General features: G+C 73.3%; 11 protein-coding genes. 7 read left to right on the plus strand and 4 right to left on the minus strand.

Annotation, left to right across the window (positions count from 1 at the left end; all coding sequences use genetic code 11):
* Positions 1 to 38: 38 nt before the first annotated feature.
* A complete protein-coding gene (locus tag AB0M92_RS04785) occupies positions 39 to 2,807 on the minus strand; it encodes an FAD-binding and (Fe-S)-binding domain-containing protein (protein ID WP_366100809.1) in 2,769 nt (922 codons plus the stop codon).
* A gap of 175 nt (positions 2,808 to 2,982) precedes the next feature.
* On the opposite strand from AB0M92_RS04785, the gene serC reads away from it, so the two are divergent.
* The 4 genes from serC (at position 2,983) to AB0M92_RS04805 (ending at position 9,160) form a co-directional block, all read left to right on the plus strand.
* Entirely contained in the window at positions 2,983 to 4,104 is a 1,122-nt protein-coding gene (gene serC / locus AB0M92_RS04790; protein ID WP_366100648.1) for a phosphoserine transaminase, read from the plus strand.
* A gap of 296 nt (positions 4,105 to 4,400) precedes the next feature.
* Positions 4,401 to 5,216 (plus strand): hypothetical protein, encoded by an 816-nt coding sequence (locus AB0M92_RS04795; RefSeq protein ID WP_366100650.1) that lies wholly within the window; start codon positions 4,401 to 4,403, stop codon positions 5,214 to 5,216.
* Positions 5,209 to 5,835, plus strand: coding sequence for a class F sortase (locus AB0M92_RS04800; protein ID WP_366100651.1), 627 nt, complete (start codon positions 5,209 to 5,211; stop codon positions 5,833 to 5,835). Before AB0M92_RS04795 ends, AB0M92_RS04800 begins: the two co-directional genes overlap by 8 nt.
* Positions 5,836 to 5,959: 124 nt before the next feature.
* The gene (locus tag AB0M92_RS04805) at positions 5,960 to 9,160 is read left to right on the plus strand and encodes a molecular chaperone Hsp90 (RefSeq protein WP_366100652.1); all 3,201 of its coding nucleotides are present in this window, start codon (positions 5,960 to 5,962) and stop codon (positions 9,158 to 9,160) included.
* Positions 9,161 to 9,200: 40 nt separating this feature from the next.
* On the opposite strand, the gene AB0M92_RS04810 is transcribed toward AB0M92_RS04805, so the two are convergent.
* Both AB0M92_RS04810 and AB0M92_RS04815 read right to left on the minus strand, forming a co-directional pair.
* Entirely contained in the window at positions 9,201 to 11,672 is a 2,472-nt protein-coding gene (locus tag AB0M92_RS04810) for a cation-translocating P-type ATPase (protein WP_366100653.1), read from the minus strand.
* Between the two features lie 111 nt (positions 11,673 to 11,783).
* Entirely contained in the window at positions 11,784 to 12,101 is a 318-nt protein-coding gene (locus tag AB0M92_RS04815) for a DUF2530 domain-containing protein (RefSeq protein WP_366100654.1), read from the minus strand.
* A 150-nt stretch (positions 12,102 to 12,251) separates the two neighbouring features.
* On the opposite strand from AB0M92_RS04815, the gene AB0M92_RS04820 reads away from it, so the two are divergent.
* Positions 12,252 to 13,706: an NCS2 family permease gene (locus tag AB0M92_RS04820; protein ID WP_366100655.1), complete on the plus strand. Its 1,455-nt coding sequence runs from the start codon at positions 12,252 to 12,254 to the stop codon at positions 13,704 to 13,706.
* Positions 13,707 to 13,718: 12 nt separating this feature from the next.
* Here AB0M92_RS04820 and AB0M92_RS04825 read toward each other — a convergent pair whose 3' ends face one another.
* A complete protein-coding gene (locus AB0M92_RS04825; protein WP_229338494.1) occupies positions 13,719 to 13,901 on the minus strand; it encodes a BrnA antitoxin family protein in 183 nt (60 codons plus the stop codon).
* Positions 13,902 to 14,019: 118 nt separating this feature from the next.
* On the opposite strand from AB0M92_RS04825, the gene AB0M92_RS04830 reads away from it, so the two are divergent.
* Both AB0M92_RS04830 and AB0M92_RS04835 read left to right on the plus strand, forming a co-directional pair.
* A complete protein-coding gene (locus AB0M92_RS04830) occupies positions 14,020 to 14,457 on the plus strand; it encodes a MarR family transcriptional regulator (RefSeq protein WP_030156888.1) in 438 nt (145 codons plus the stop codon).
* Between the two features lie 26 nt (positions 14,458 to 14,483).
* Positions 14,484 to 15,866: an MFS transporter gene (locus AB0M92_RS04835; RefSeq protein ID WP_366100656.1), complete on the plus strand. Its 1,383-nt coding sequence runs from the start codon at positions 14,484 to 14,486 to the stop codon at positions 15,864 to 15,866.
* Positions 15,867 to 15,893 lie beyond the last annotated feature (27 nt).

The following is a 15,893-nucleotide window of genomic DNA, read 5'->3' on the forward strand; positions in this document are numbered from 1 at the left end:
CTAAGGGGTGCGTAAGGGCCACGGCGGCGTGCGTTGGCTTACACCTCCTCGGCCCCGCCCTCGGACCCGTCCGCCCCTTCGCCCTCGCCCAGGCCCTCCGCCAGGAGTTCGGCCAAGTGGCGGGCCCGGCCGCCGTCGGACAGCAGGGCGATCTGCGTACGGCAGGAGAATCCGTCCGCCAGGACCGCCGCCCCGGGCGGGGCCGCGCGCAGGGCGGGGAGCAGCTGCTCCTCGGCGCAGGCCACGGACACCTCCTGGTGGCCCGGCTCGAAGCCGAAGTTCCCGGCCAGGCCGCAGCAGCCGCCGCTGAGCTCGCCCGTGAGCCCGGCGCGCTCGCGCAGCCGCCGGTCGGCGGCGTCGCCGAGGACGGCGTGCTGGTGGCAGTGCGTCTGGCCGACGACGGGGCGGTCCAGGCGCGGCGGCCGCCAGTGCGGGGCGTGCTCCTCCAGCGTCTCGGCGAAGGTCCGCACGGCGTCGGCGAGGCGCTGCGCGCGCGGGTCGTCGGGAAGGAGGGCGGGGAGGTCGGTGCGCAGGGCGGCGGCGCAGCTGGGTTCGAGGACCGTCACGGGCCCTCGTACGTCGCCCACGGCGCCCAGGGTGCGGCGCAGGACGGCCCGGGCGCGGTCGAGACGGCCGGTGGAGACGTAGGTCAGCCCGCAGCAGACCCCCTTCGGGGGCAGGGACACGTCGAGTCCGGCGGCACGCAGGACCGTGACGGCCGCCCGGCCCGCCTCGGGGGCGAGGTACTCGGTGAAGGTGTCGGGCCACAGCGTCACCCGGCGTGGAGCCGTCGTGGCGGGAGCGGGGGCCGGGGCGGAGGCGGGGGCCGGGGCGGAGGCGGGGGCCGGAACGGCGCCGGCCGGATAGGCCGGATCGGCCGGATCGGCCGGATCGGCCCGCCACCCTCGCGTGAAGGGCACCCGGGCCACCTGCGGCAGCCCTCGCTCCCCGGCCGGTCCCGCCGCCCGCAGCACCCCCAACGCCCGCAATGCCCGCCCCGCCGCGTTGACCACCCCCGCCGCCCGCAGCGCGGCGATCAGCCGCAGCCACGCCGGCAGTCCGCCCAGGACGTAGTGCGACAGGGGGCGGATCCGGCCGCGCCAGTGACGGTCGAGGAACTCCGCCTTGTACGCGGCCATGTCCACCCCCACCGGACAGTCACTGCGGCACCCCTTGCAGGCCAGGCACAGGTCCAGCGCCTCCGCGACCTCCCGCGAGCGCCAGCCGTCCGTCAGGACCTCGCCCGCCAGCATCTCGTGCAGCAGCCTCGCCCGGCCGCGCGTCGAGTGCCGCTCCTCCCCCGTGACCCGGTACGACGGGCACATCACCTCCGGACCCACCGCGGCGGCGGACCGGCACTTCGCCACGCCCACGCAGCGCGCCACCTCCCCCGCGAACGGCGTCGCCGGGAGCACCGCGAAGCGCAGGTTCTCGTCCAGACGGGCCGGGCGGACCAGGATCCCCGGGTTCATCCCGCCCGCCGGGTCCCACACGTCCTTGTAGGCGCCGAAGAGCCGGACGACGTCCTCCCCGTACATCCGCGGCAGGAGTTCCGCCCGTGCCTGACCGTCCCCGTGCTCCCCGGAGAGCGAGCCGCCGTGGGAGACCACCAGGTCCGCCAGGTCGGTGGAGAAGGCACGGAAGCGCGCGATCCCCGCCCGCGACGCCAGGTCGAAGTCGATCCGTACGTGCACGCAGCCCTCGCCGAAGTGCCCGTACGGGGTCCCCCGCAGCCCGTGCTGCGCCAGCAGCGCGCGGAACTCCCGCAGGTACGCGCCGAGCCGGGCCGGCGGCACCGCGCAGTCCTCCCACCCCGGCCAGGCCATCCCCCCGTCGGGCATCCGCGTCGCCGTGCCCGCCGCGTCCTCGCGGATCCGCCACAGCGCCCGCTGCCCGGCCGGGTCCGTGACCACCACCGAGTCCACCGCGTCGGCGGCCCGCACCAGGGCCCGCGCGGCCCCCTCGTCCCGCATCTCGGCGAACAGCCACCCGGCGCCCCTCGGCAGCCCGGCCGCAGCCCCCACCAGGTCGGCCGCCATGCCCTCCACCGTCAGCGGCCCGTGCCCCAGCAGCCCGGCCGCCGCGTCGGCCGCCGCACTCTCGTCCGCGTACCCGAGGACCGCGAGCGCCGGTGCGCGCGGCGCCTCCACCAGGCGTACGACCGCCTCGGTCACCACCCCGAGCGTGCCCTCGCTCCCGCAGAAGGCCCGGGCCACCTGCACGCCCCTCTCGGGCAGCAGCGCGTCCAGGGCGCCGTATCCGGAGATCCGCCGCGAGAAACTCCCCGCCAGGCCCGTGCGCAGCACCGCCAGGTTCCCCGCCACCAGCTCCCGCAGGCCCTCCGGCGCTCCCGCCCAGCCCGTCCCGAGCCGGTGGGAGGAGCCGGCGTACGCCGTCACCGCCAGCTCCGTCACGTTGTCGGCGGTGGTTCCCCAGGCCACCGAATGGGCCCCGCACGCGTTGTTGCCGATCATCCCGCCCAGCGTGCAGCGGGAGTGCGTCGAGGGGTCCGGGCCGAAGGTCAGTCCGTACGGGCGCGCCGCCTCGCGCAGCCGGTCGAGCACCAGCCCCGGCTGGACCACGGCGGTCCGGGCGGCCGGGTCCAGCGACACCAGGGCGTTCATGTGCCGGGTCAGGTCCAGCACCACGCCGACTCCCGTGGCCTGCCCGGCGATCGAGGTCCCGCCGCCGCGCGGGACGACCGGTACGCCCGCCTCCGCGCAGATCCGCAGCGCGGCCGCCACGTCCGCGGCGTCGCGCGGCGCGACGACCCCCACCGGCACCCGGCGGTAGTTCGAGGCGTCCATCGTCGCGAGGGCGCGGGCCGCGGCCCCGAAGTCCACCTCCCCGCGCAGGTTCTCCCGCAATGTCCGTTCGAGTTCCCCGGGTGACGTCACGTTCCCCACCCTGCCACCGGCCGGACTCGTCTCATCGGGTGGACGCGCCTCCAAGGGGTGGACCGGGACCCGATACGCTCCGCTCGTGGCCGAGATCCAGATTCCCGCTGACATCAAGCCCGCCGACGGACGCTTCGGCGCGGGCCCCTCCAAGGTGCGGACCGAGGCGCTGGACGCCCTGGCCGCCACCGGTACCTCCCTGCTCGGAACCTCCCACCGCCAGGCCCCGGTCAAGAACCTGGTCGGCTCGGTGCGGGACGGCATCCGGGACCTGTTCTCCCTCCCCGAGGGCTACGAGGTGATCCTGGGCAACGGCGGCTCCACCGCCTTCTGGGACATCGCGACCGCCGGGCTCATCGAGCGCAAGTCCCAGCACCTCACCTTCGGCGAGTTCTCGTCCAAGTTCGCCAAGGCCGCCAAGCTGGCGCCGTGGCTGGACGAGCCGACCGTCATCTCCTCCGAGCCGGGCACGCACCCCGAGCCGGCGGCCGAGGCGGGCGTCGACGTGTACGCGTACACGCACAACGAGACCTCGACGGGTGTGGCGGCGCCGGTCAAGCGCGTCGCGGGCGCCGACGCCGGTTCACTCGTCCTGGTGGACGCGACCTCGGGCGCCGGCGGTCTGCCCGTCGACATCACCGAGAGCGACGTCTACTACTTCGCCCCGCAGAAGTCCTTCGCCTCCGACGGCGGCCTGTGGCTGGCGGCGTTCTCCCCGGCGGCCCTGGAGCGGGCGGCGCGCGTGCACGCCTCCGGCAGCCGGCACATCCCGGAGTTCTTCTCGCTGCCGACGGCGATCGACAACTCGCTGAAGAACCAGACGTACAACACCCCCGCCCTGTCCACCCTCTTCCTGCTGGACCAGCAGCTGAAGTGGATGAACAGCCAGGGCGGCCTGGAGTTCACGACCGGCCGCACGGCGGCCAGCGCGGGCCACCTGTACGGCTGGGCGGAGGCCTCGAAGTACGCGAACCCGTTCGTCGTGGACGCCGACAAGCGCTCCGCCGTCATCGGCACGATCGACTTCTCGGACGACATCGACGCAGCCGCCGTCGCCAAGGTGCTGCGCGCCAACGGCATCGTGGACACCGAGCCGTACCGCAAGCTCGGCCGCAACCAGCTCCGCATCGCGATGTTCCCGGCGATCGACCCGTCGGACGTGCAGGCGCTCACCACGTGCATCGACTACGTGATCGAGCAGCTCTGATCACGGCCTGAAGGCACCGTACGAGCCCCCGGCGACTCCCCGTCGCCGGGGGCTCGGCCGTTCCGCGGCGCGCTTCGCAAGCGCCCGGACCTCGGGACCTTGGTCCCAAAAATCGGGGCAAAGAGCCCGCAAACACAGCCCCCTTGGCAGGCGTGCGACCTGCGACTTCATACGCAGGGACCTTCGGCAGGCGCGTGGAGGGCCCCTCCACGAGCCTGCAACCAAAACGCCCTGGATGTCCCTCATGTCTGGTGTGCCGGGAACGAACCCCGGCCTCCCCTTCAGGAGGAAATCCCATGCGCAAGGCAGTCACCCTCGCGGCCGTAGCCCTCACCTCGACGCTGGCCCTGGGCAGCGCCGTCCCCGCGTTCGCCGCCGGTCCGAGCCCGTCCCCCTCGGCCGGCCACAGCACGGGCAGCAACGACAGCTCCGCGTCGCTGCGGCTCTCCGCCGCCTCCGGCAAGCCGGGCGACGAGGTCGAGGTCACCGTGAGGGCGCCCAAGGGGTCCACCGCCCTGTCGGTCTCCTCCAAGGCCCTGGAGGACATACGGCTGAGCCCGGCGGGCGAGGGCACCTGGACCGGCGCGGCGAAGATCGCCGAGGTCGCGGACGGAAGCCACGGCGTGAGCCTCACCGGCACCGGCCCGGACGGCGCGAAGCTCCAGGCCGGCGCCCAGCTGACCGTCAAGTCCGGTGTGACGCCGCCCGCCCCGGTCTCCTCCCTCAAGCTGTCGGCCGACCACGGCCGCACCGGCGACGAGATCGGGGTCACGGTCAAGACGGCGACCGACGTGCAGAACGCGTACGTCAGCTCCGACGCGTTCGGCGGCCGGGTCGACCTGAAGGGCGACGGCCACGGCACCTGGACCGGCACCGCGGTCGTCGCCAAGGGCGTCAAGACGGGCTACTACGGCGTGCACGCCTTCGCGGGCGGCAAGGAGTTCGACACCGTCAAGTTCTCCACCGAGGCGGGTGGCGGCGGGGGCGGCAAGCCCGACGTCAAGCCCGTGACCCCGCTCAAGCCGAGCGAGCACAAGAAGCCCAAGGGCTCCGTCAACACCGGCCAGGCCCCGGCCGGCCCCCTCCCCGAAGCCGCGGCCGACCGTGCCTGAGCAGCGTCCCGCCCCTTCCCGCCGGGGCGGCCGCGCACGCCGCGCCGCCGCCCTGGCGGGGGCCGCGGCCCTCGCCGCCGTCCTCGGCTCCGGCTGCTCCGCCTCGGCGAGCAGCGGCTCCGGCGGGGCGGCGGCCGCGAAGCCGGCCTCCGCCCTCCCCGCGTCCGTACCGGACCGCATCGAGATCCCGGACATCGAGGTCGACGCACCGCTCGACACGGTCGGCCTCGACGCCCAAGGCGTCATGCGGGAGCCGGACTTCGCCAAGCCGGACGACGCGGCCTGGTACAAGGACGGCCCGACCCCGGGTGAGCGGGGCGCGGCGGCCATCGTCGGCCACATGGACACCCCACAGGCCCCGAGGGCGGTCTTCTTCAACCTCAAGTCCCTGAAGAAGGACGAGAAGATCGAGGTCCACCGGGCCGACGGCACCACCGCCGTATTCGCCGTCGACGAAGTCGACACGTACGAGAAGGACGCGTTCCCCACGGACAAGGTCTACGGGGACACCCACGGATCGGCCCAACTGCGCCTGATCACCTGCGGCGGCAACCTCACCGCCGACCGCCACTGGGATTCCAACGTCGTCGTCTTCGCGCACCTCACCGGACAGGCGTAGGGACCGGGGCGCGACCGGGCCCGGCCGCTCCGACCGACGGGACCCGCACGCGATACCTTCAGGGCCTCCGCATTCGGCATTTCCGTGAATGCGGTGCGGCGCAGGACAGCATGGAGGCAGCGGCGTGAGCGTGCGAGTGACGGCGGCCCAGGGCGGCGCGGACCCCTTCGGCACGGCCCGGCTGCGGCGCGGGGTGCTCGACGCCTGGGGCGCGGGCCCGGCCCGCTTCCGTGAGGACGCCAACGCCGAGGAGGACCTGGCCCTCGGTGGCTACCGCGACCGGCTCGTCGTCGAGCTGGCGCAGAACGCCGCCGACGCCGCGGCCCGGGCCGAGGTGCCCGGCCGGCTGCGGCTCACCCTGCACCCCGGCGAGGCCGGGCACGCGGTGCTGGCCGTCGCCAACACCGGTGCCCCGCTGGACGCGACGGGCGTGGAGTCGCTGAGCACCCTGCGGGCCTCCGCGAAGCGCGAGCCGGCGGGGCGGCCCGGCGCGACCGGCGCGACCGGCGCGACGGTCACGACCGGATCGGCCGACACCGTGGGCCGGTTCGGCGTCGGCTTCGCCGCCGTCCTCGCGGTGTCCGACGAGCCCGCCGTGCTCGGCCGCCACGGCGGCGTCCGCTGGTCCCTCGCCGAGGCCCGCGAGCTGGCCCGCGACGCCGCCAACGGCAGTCCGGGCCTCGGCGACGAACTGCGCCGCCGCGACGGGCACGTCCCGCTGCTGCGGCTGCCGCTGCCCGCCGAGGGCACCGCCCCCGACGGCTACGACACCGTGGTCGTCCTCCCGCTGCGCGACGCCGCCGCCGGGGACCTGGTGCAGCGGCTGCTGGCCGGCATCGACGACGCGCTGCTGCTGACCCTGCCCGGGCTGGCGGAGATCGTCGTGGAGACCCCGCGGGAGGGAACCCGTACGCTCCGCCGCCGCGACGAGGGCCCGTACACCGTCATCGAGGACGAGGACGAGGGCGCGGGCACGGGCACGGCGGGCGAGACCCGCCGCTGGCGCACCGTCCGCCACAGCGGCCCCATCGAGCGGGCGCTGCTCGCCGACCGCCCGGTCGAGGAGCGGCTGCGGCCCGTCTGGACGGTGTCCTGGGCCGTCCCCGTCGACACCGAGGGCGCTCCCGTACGCCCGGCCACCGCGCCCGTGGTGCACGCGCCGACCCCGACCGACGAGCCGCTGGGCATCCCCGCGCTGCTCATCGCGACCCTGCCGCTCGACACCGCCCGCCGGCACCCCGCGCCCGGGCCGCTGACCGACTTCCTGGTGGAGCGGGCGGCCGACGCCTACGCCGAACTGCTGGGCTCCTGGGACCCGGTGAGCACCGCCCTGGTGGACCTCGTACCCGGGCCGCTCGGCCAGGGCCCGCTGGACGGGGCGCTGCGCGCCGCCGTGCTGGAGCGGCTGCCCCGTACGGCGTTCCTCGCCCCGGCGGCCCCGGCCGAGCACGCCGAGCACGCCGAGGAGCGGGCCGCCCTGCGCCCCTTCGAGGCCGAGGTGGTGGAGGGCGCGGGCGCCGAGACCGTACGGGTCCTGTCCGAGGTGCTGCCGACGCTGCTCCCCGCCGGGCTGGAGCGCCGCCCCGAGCTGCGCACTCTGGGCGTCGGCCGGCTGCCGCTGGGCGACGCCATCGAGCGGATCGCCGGCATCGAGCGCGGACCGCAGTGGTGGCACCGGCTGTACGACACCCTGGCCGGGGTGGACCCGGACCGGCTCTCGGGCCTGCCGGTGCCGCTGGCCGACGGGCGGACCACGATCGGCCCGCGGCACGTACTGCTGCCCGACTCGGACACCCCGAAGGACCTGGCCCGGATGGGGCTGAAGGTGGCCCACCCGGACGCGGCGCACCCGCTGCTGGAGCGCCTCGGCGCGCTCCCGGCCACGCCGCGCGCGGTCCTGACGACCCCGCAGGTGCGGGCGGCGGTGGCCGCCTCCCTGGACGCCGGGGAGATCTGGGACGAGGACGCCCTCGACGCCGACGAGCTGGCCGAGGTGGTGCTGCGCCTGGTCCGCGACGCCGACCTGGCGCCGGGCGACGAACCCTGGCTGGGCGCGCTGGCCCTGCCGGACGAGGACGGGGAGCTCACGCCCGCCGGCGAGCTGCTGCTGCCGGGCTCCCCGCTGGCCTCGGTGATCCGCGAGGACGAGGTCCCGTACGTGGACGGCGAGCTGGCCGAGCGGTGGGGCGCGCAGCCGCTGACCGCCTGCGGGGTGCTGGCCGTGTTCCAGCTGGTCCGCGCCGCCGACGTGGTCCTCGACCCGGACGAACTGGAGCCCCGCGACGGGGACTTCGCCGAGCCGGACGACGCGGGCCTGCTGGACGCGGTGGACGTGTGGTGCGAGGACGTGCTCGACCAGCTCCCGGACACCCCGCTGCCGCCCGTGGCCACGGAACTCGTCGCGGTCCGCGACCTCGATCTCGTCGACGACGACTGCTGGCCGCAGGCCCTGGCCATGCTCGCGCAGCCGCCGCTGCGCGACGCGCTGACCCAGCCCGTACGGGTGCTGCTGCCGGACGGCACCACGCAGTCGGTGCGCCCGTACACCGCCTGGTGGCTGCGCGACCACCCGGTGCTCGACGGCCGCCGCCCGGCGGGCCTGCGCGCGGCGGGCGGCGACCCGCTGCTGGCGGGCCTGTACACCCCGGCGGACGCGACGGGCTTCGAGGACGAGCAGGTGCTGCGGGCGCTCGGCGTACGCACGACCGTGCCGGCGCTGCTGGACGAACCCGGCGGAGCCGCCGAACTCCTGGGCCGCCTCGCCGACCCGGACCGCGAGGTGTCGGACCGCCAGCTGCACGCCCTGTACGGGGCCCTGGCCGATCTGGACCCCGAGCAGGTCACGCTCCCGGACGAGCTGCGCGCGGTGGTGGACGGCGAGGTCGTCGTGGTCGACGCCGCGGACGCGCTGATCGCGGACGCCCCGGACCTGCTGCCGCTCACGGCGGGGCTCCCGCTGCTGCCGGTGGCCCCGGCCCGCGCCGCCGACCTGGCGGAGCTGCTCCAGGTCCGCCGCGTCTCGGAGACGGTCCCGGCGGAGGTCACGACGCCGGGCGAGGAGCACGAGGTCCCCGAGTCCGTACGGATCCTGCTGGGCCCCTCGACCCCGGCGACCTACCTGGAGCACGAGGAGCTGATCGCGGGCGGCGTGGAACTCGACTGGCGCCGCACCCCGGACGGCACCCTGCACGCCTCCACCCTGGAGGGCGTGGCGGCGGGCCTGGCCTGGTCGGCCGCCCAGTGGCCCCGCCGCTTCGAGGTGGCCGCCCTCCTGGAGGACCCCTCCCGCACGGCCGAACTGGCCCGCGACCGCTGGTTCGACTGACCGTCCCGTACCGGGCCCGTCGGCAGCGGCGGGCCCGGGCCTACGCCGGGAACCTCCGGTCGACCCACCGGAAGGTGACTTCGATCAGGGCCGAGGCCGCCGCGGCGATGCCCACCGCGGTCCAGGGGAGCTCCGCGCCCACCAGCTTCAGCTCGAAGAACGTCTGGAGCCAGGGCACGACCAGGACGATCAGGAAGGCCGCGCCCATCGAGCCGACCAGGGCCACCCGCCACCACGTGTAGGGGCGGGCGATGATGACCAGCACCCACATCGAGGTCAGGAACAGGGTCAGCGTCGCCGCGCTCGTCTCCGCCTGGAGGGCTTCGGGGCCCGTGTAGTGGTGGCGGGCGACCAGGTACGTCACGAAGGTGGCCACCGCCGCGATCACACCGCCCGGGATCGCGTACCGCATCACCCTCTTCACGAAGTGCGGCTTCGCGCGCTCCTTGTTCGGCGCGAGGGCCAGGAAGAACGCCGGGATGCCGATCGTGAGCGTGGACAGCAGCGTCAGGTGGCGCGGCAGGAAGGGGTACTCGACCTGGAAGCAGACCACCAGGATCGCCAGGAGCACCGAATAGACGGTCTTCGTGAGGAAGAGGGTGGCGACCCGGGTGATGTTGCCGATGACCCGGCGCCCCTCGGCGACCACCGACGGGAGGGTGGAGAAGCTGTTGTTCAGCAGGACGATCTGGGCGACCGCGCGGGTGGCCTCGGAGCCGGAGCCCATGCTCACGCCGATGTCGGCGTCCTTGAGGGCCAGTACGTCGTTGACGCCGTCGCCGGTCATCGCCACCGTGTGACCCTTGGACTGCAGCGCGGCGACCATGTCGCGCTTCTGCTGCGGGGTGACCCGCCCGAAGACCGCGTGCTCGTCGAGGACCTCGGCCATCTCGGCCTGGTCGGCGGGCAGCGTGCGCGCGTCGACGGTGTTCTCGGCGCCCGGCAGGCCCAGCTTGCCGGCCACCGCGCCGACCGAGACCGCGTTGTCGCCGGAGATGACCTTCGCGTGGACCTTCTGGTCCTCGAAGTAGCGCAGGGTGTCGGCGGCGTCGGGGCGCAGCCGCTGTTCCAGGACGATCAGGGCGGTCGGCTTGGCTCCGGTCCCCACGGCCGCGTCGTCGAGCTCGCGCGCGGCCCGGGCGAGCAGCAGGACGCGCAGGCCCTGCTCGTTGAGGCCGTTGATCTCGTCGAGGGCCGGATCGCCGGCCGGCAGCAGCACGTCGGGGGCGCCGAGCAGCCAGGTGTTGTTCTCGCCGTCGCCCTCGCTGAAGCTGGCGCCGCTGTACTTGCGGGCGGAGGAGAAGGGCAGGGACTCGGTGCAGCGCCACTCGGCACTGTCCGGGTAGGCGTCGATGATCGCCTGGAGGCTGGCGTTGGGGCGCGGGTCGGATTCGCCGAGCGCGCCGAGCACCTTCTCGACGTACGAGGGCTCCGCGCCGCCGAGCGGGCGCAGCTCGGTGACGTCCATGCCGCCCTCGGTGAGGGTTCCGGTCTTGTCGAGGCAGACCACGTCGACGCGGGCGAGGCCCTCGATGGCCGGCAGCTCCTGGACCAGGCACTGCTTGCGGCCGAGCCGGATCACGCCGATCGCGAAGGCGACGGAGGTGAGCAGGACCAGGCCTTCGGGGATCATCGGGACGATGCCGCCGACGGTGCGGGCGATGGCGTCCTTGAGGTTGTCGTCCTTGACGACGAGCTGGCTGATGATCAGGCCGATCGAGGTCGGGATCATCATCCAGGTGACGTACTTGAGGATGGTGGAGATGCCGGAGCGCAGCTCGGAGTGGACGAGCGTGAAGCGGGTGGCCTCTTCGGCCAACTGGGCGGCGTAGGCCTCGCGGCCGACCTTGGTGGCGGTGAACGCGCCGCCGCCCGCGACGACGAAGGACCCGGACATGACGGGGTCGCCGGGCTTCTTCAGGACGGGGTCGGCCTCGCCGGTGAGCAGGGACTCGTCGATCTCCAGGCCCTCGGCCTCGCCGACCTTGCCGTCGACGACGACCTTGTCGCCGGGTCCGAGCTCGATGACGTCGTCGAGGACGATCTCGGAGGTGGAGATCTCGGCGGTCCGGCCGTCGCGGCGCACACTGGGTTTGGCCTCGCCGATGACGGCGAGGCCGTCGAGGGTCTTCTTGGCGCGCATCTCCTGGATGATGCCGATGCCGGTGTTCGCGATGATCACGTAGCCGAACAGGCTGTCCTGGAGCGGCGCGACGATGAGCATGACCACCCAGAGCACGCCGATGATGGCGTTGAACCGGGTGAAGACGTTGGCGCGGACGATGTCGGCGGTGGAGCGGCTGCTGCGGACGGGCACGTCGTTGACGGCCCCGCGAGCGACGCGCTCGGCGACTTCGGCGGTGGTCAGGCCCGCGGGCTTGAACCGGGGCGCGGGCGGCCGGACCGGGTGCACCGGATCGAGCTCGGCTCCCGCGTCGATGGCCGCGCCGCCGGGCCCGCCGCCGCTGCCCGGCTCGGGACCGCCTGGTTCGATCTCTGCCCGCTGCGTCATGCAATCGACGGTAAAGGGGGTTTTACCGCTTCACCCGCCGAGAAGTCCGAAGATCCGACTTCGGGATGACCCGAATCGTCCCCTGGTCCCCCCGGACCCCGACGCCGCCCCTCAGCCGGCGGCGCCCTCCCCGTCGCGTTCGGCCTGCCCGGCCTGCCCGGCCTGCCCGGCCTGCTCTGCCTGCTCGGCCGCGTGGCGCTTGAGCGCGGCATCGCGGCCGCGTACGTACCAGAGGCCGATCAGGCCGAGGAACCCGCCGGCCGCGCAGCACCAGACCCACCACAGCAGGTCCCGGTCGGCGAACCACCCGTAGAAGGGGAGCTGGACGACGAACATGGCGAACCAGAGGATCGTGCCGCCGGTGACGGTCGCGACGATCGGGCCCTCAAGGGGCGCGGGCGCCTCGTGCTTCGCAGTCCATTTCGCCATGCCCCCAAGTCTAGGTGGCCCAAAACGGGGTCTACGCGCGGAGATGGACGGGCTTTCGTTCATGTGTTCATACTGAAACGGTGTGGGCATGGCCCATTTTCTTCGTATGAATCACCCAATGCCCCCGCAATGAAGACACCAGAGGACCGCATGAGCACGTCGGCCCCCGCCCCCGCGCCCACCCTCCCGGACCCCGCCTCCGGCGGCGGATCCGCCCTGGACCGCCACTTCAAGATCTCCGAGCGCGGCTCCACCGTCGCCCGCGAGGTCCGCGGCGGCTTCGCCACCTTCTTCGCGATGGCGTACATCATCGTGCTGAACCCGATCATCCTGGGCAGCGCGAAGGACATGTACGGCCACCAGCTCGACAGCGGGCAGCTCGTGACCGCCACCGTCCTGACGGCGGCCTTCACCACGCTCCTCATGGGCGTCATCGGCAACGTCCCGATCGCGCTCGCCGCCGGCCTCGGCGTGAACACCGTCGTCGCGCTCCAGCTCGCCCCGCGCATGAGCTGGCCCGACGCCATGGGCATGGTGGTCCTGGCCGGCTTCGTCGTGATGCTGCTGGTCGCGACCGGCCTGCGCGAGCGGGTCATGAACGCCGTCCCGCTCGGCCTGCGCAAGGGCATCGCGATCGGCATCGGCCTGTTCATCATGCTGATCGGCCTGGTCGACTCCGGCTTCGTCACCCGCATCCCGGACGCCGCGCACACCACCGTGCCGCTCACCCTCGGCACCGGCGGCCACCTGCACGGCTGGCCGGTCCTGATCTTCATCGTCGGCGTCCTGCTGACCCTGGCCCTGCTGATCCGCAAGACGCCCGGCGCGATCCTGATCTCCATCGTGGTCATGACCGTCGTCGCCGTCGCCGTCCAGCTGATCGTCGGACTGCCCGACTCGGGCTGGGGCCTGACCGTCCCCGAGTGGCCGGGCAACCCGGTGGCCGCGCCCGACTTCGGGCTCGTCGGCCAGGTCAGCCTGTTCGGCGGCTTCGGCAAGGTCGGCGTACTGACCGGCATCCTGTTCGTCTTCACCGTGCTGCTGTCCTGCTTCTTCGACGCCATGGGCACGATCCTCGGCGTCGGCGACGAGGCCAAGCTGATCGACAAGGACGGCAACTTCCCCGGCATCAACAAGGTGCTGCTCATCGACGGCCTGGCCGTCGCCTCCGGCGGCGCCACCTCGTCCTCGGCCACCACCTGCTTCGTGGAGTCCACGGCCGGCGTCGGCGAGGGCGCCCGTACGGGCCTCGCGAACGTCGTGACCGGCGGCCTCTTCACCGTGGCGCTGTTCCTGACCCCGCTCGCCACCATGGTCCCGTCCCAGGCGGCCACCCCCGCCCTCGTGGCGGTCGGCTTCCTGATCCTGGCGGGCTCCGTCAGGGACATCGACTGGAGCGACTTCACCATCGCCGTCCCGGCCTTCCTGGCCATGGTGATGATGCCGTTCACGTACTCGATCACCAACGGCATCGGCTTCGGCTTCATCGCCTTCTGCGTGCTGCGGCTGGCGACCGGCCGGGGCCGCGAGGTCCCGGCGGCCATGTACGTCGTGTCGGCGGTGTTCGTCTTCTACTACGCGATGCCGGCCCTCGGCCTCACGTAAGCGTTCACGGGCTCACGTGAGCCCGTAGAACTTGTCCGTCTCGTCGACGGCAGCCTTGAAGCGCTCGTCGAAGTCATCGCGAATGAGCGTCCGGACCACGTAGTCCTGGACGCTCATTCCGCGTTTCGCCGCATGAGTCCGGAGGCGGTCGAGCAGCTCCCCGTCTATGCGCATGCTCAGCACGTGTGTCCCCATGCCGAAAGAGTCGTGGCACAGGACGTGGACGCGTGTCGCTTTCCACTGCGGACTCACCCGTACGAGTGACACGCTTCAATGGCATTCTTTAGAGAGAGTAATGAGGTAGTCTAAAGAGATGCTCGACCTTACCCATGGCGACGACGCTGCCGCCGTGAACGACCTCCGCTCCGCCGTCATGCGGCTGGGCCGGCGCCTCAAGCACCAGCGCGTCGACGAATCGCTGAGCCCGACCGAGATGTCGGTCCTCGGCACCCTCGCCCGGTGCGGCCAGGCCACCCCCGGTGAGCTGGCCCGGCGCGAACACGTCCAGCCGCCGTCGATGACACGCATCGTCGCGCTGCTGGAGGCCAAGGGACTGGTCAGGCTGCAGCCGCACCCGGACGACCGCCGCCAGAAGGTGGTCACCCAGACCGAGGAGGCCGAAGCGATGCTCGAAGAGAGCCGTCGCAAGCGGAACGCCTTCCTGGCCGGGCTCGCGGCCGAGCTCACCGAGGACGAATGGGCCAAGCTCCGCGAGGCCGCGCCCGTCCTGGAGAAGCTCGCGCACTTGTAACGGACGACGCCAGGAGGCGAACGCTTTTGAGTACGGGAACCGGAGCAGACTCCGCACCCGGCCATACATCCACCACTACCACCGGGCGCCCGGCGCGCTCCACAAGCTCCACACGCTCCACACGCTCCACAGGCAAGAACAACTCGATGTTCAGCTCGCTGAAGATCCGGAACTACCGGCTCTTCGCCATGGGGCAGGCGGTGTCCAACACCGGCACCTGGATGCAGCGCATCGCCCAGGACTGGCTGGTCCTGTCCCTGACCGGCTCCGCCTCCGCGGTCGGCATCACGATCGCGCTGCAGTTCCTGCCGATGATGCTGTTCGGCCTCTACGGAGGCGTACTCGCGGACCGGCTGCCCAAGCGGCCGCTGCTGATCGCGACCCAGACCCTGATGGGCCTGACCGGCGTCGCCCTCGCCGCACTCACCCTCGCCGGACACGTACAGGTCTGGCACGTGTACCTCGCGGCCTTCCTGCTCGGCCTCGTCACCGTCGTGGACAACCCCGCGCGGCAGATCTTCGTGTCCGAGATGGTCGGCAAGGAGCAGCTCGCCAATGCCGTCAGCCTGAACTCGGCGAACTTCCAGTCCGCGCGGCTGGTCGGTCCGGCGATCGCCGGTGTGCTGATCACCGCCGTCGGCGTCGGCTGGGCCTTCCTGCTGAACGGGCTGTCCTTCGCCGCGCCGGTCGCCGGCCTGCTGCTGATGCACGCGCGTGAACTGCACCCGGTGGAGACGCGGCCGCGCGCCAAGGGCCAGCTGCGGGAGGGCCTGCGGTACGTCGCCGGCCGGCCCGAGCTGATCTGGCCGATCGTGCTGGTCGGCTTCATCGGCACGTTCGGGTTCAACTTCCCGATCTGGCTGTCGGCCTTCGTCAGCGACGTGTTCCACGGGGACGCGGGCACGTACGGGCTCTTCAACACGCTGATCGCGGTGGGCTCCCTGGCGGGTGCGCTGCTGGCCGCCCGGCGCGGGCACTCCCGGCTGCGGCTGCTGGTCGCGGCGGCGGCGCTGTTCTCCGCGCTGGAGGTCGTGACGGCCTTCGCGCCCGGGTTCTGGCTGTTCGCGGCGCTGCTGGTGCCGATCGGGATGTTCGGTCTGACGGTCAACGTCACCGCGAACGCGAGCGTCCAGATGGCCACCGACCCCGAGATGCGGGGCCGGGTGATGGCGCTCTACATGATGGTGTTCACCGGCGGCACCCCGGTCGGCGCCCCGGTCGTCGGCTGGGTGACGGACACGTACGGGGCCCGGATCGGCATGGCCGCGGGCGGCCTCGTCTCCCTGGTCGCGGCCGCGACCATCGCGGTGGTCCTGTCCCGGGTCGGCAACCTCCGGCTCAGCGTGAGCCGACGCGGGGTCACGTTCGTCCCCTCGCTGCGCCCCCGCGAGCTGGTCACGGCGGCCTGAGGCCCCGTCGTCGGTCGCAGCCGTCGG

It is taken from the genome of Streptomyces sp. NPDC051582, from assembly GCF_040681715.1.
Lineage (GTDB): Bacteria > Actinomycetota > Actinomycetes > Streptomycetales > Streptomycetaceae > Streptomyces.

Coding starts and splice junctions, on each gene's coding strand:
- AB0M92_RS04830 (WP_030156888.1), top strand. CDS start 14,020: ATGCTCGACCTTACCCATGGCGACGACGCTGCCGCCGTGAACGACCTC.
- AB0M92_RS04825 (WP_229338494.1), bottom strand. CDS start 13,901: ATGGGGACACACGTGCTGAGCATGCGCATAGACGGGGAGCTGCTCGAC.
- AB0M92_RS04785 (WP_366100809.1), bottom strand. CDS start 2,807: ATGGACGCCTCGAACTACCGCCGGGTGCCGGTGGGGGTCGTCGCGCCG.
- AB0M92_RS04810 (WP_366100653.1), bottom strand. CDS start 11,672: ATGACGCAGCGGGCAGAGATCGAACCAGGCGGTCCCGAGCCGGGCAGC.
- AB0M92_RS04795 (WP_366100650.1), top strand. CDS start 4,401: ATGCGCAAGGCAGTCACCCTCGCGGCCGTAGCCCTCACCTCGACGCTG.
- AB0M92_RS04820 (WP_366100655.1), top strand. CDS start 12,252: ATGAGCACGTCGGCCCCCGCCCCCGCGCCCACCCTCCCGGACCCCGCC.
- AB0M92_RS04815 (WP_366100654.1), bottom strand. CDS start 12,101: ATGGCGAAATGGACTGCGAAGCACGAGGCGCCCGCGCCCCTTGAGGGC.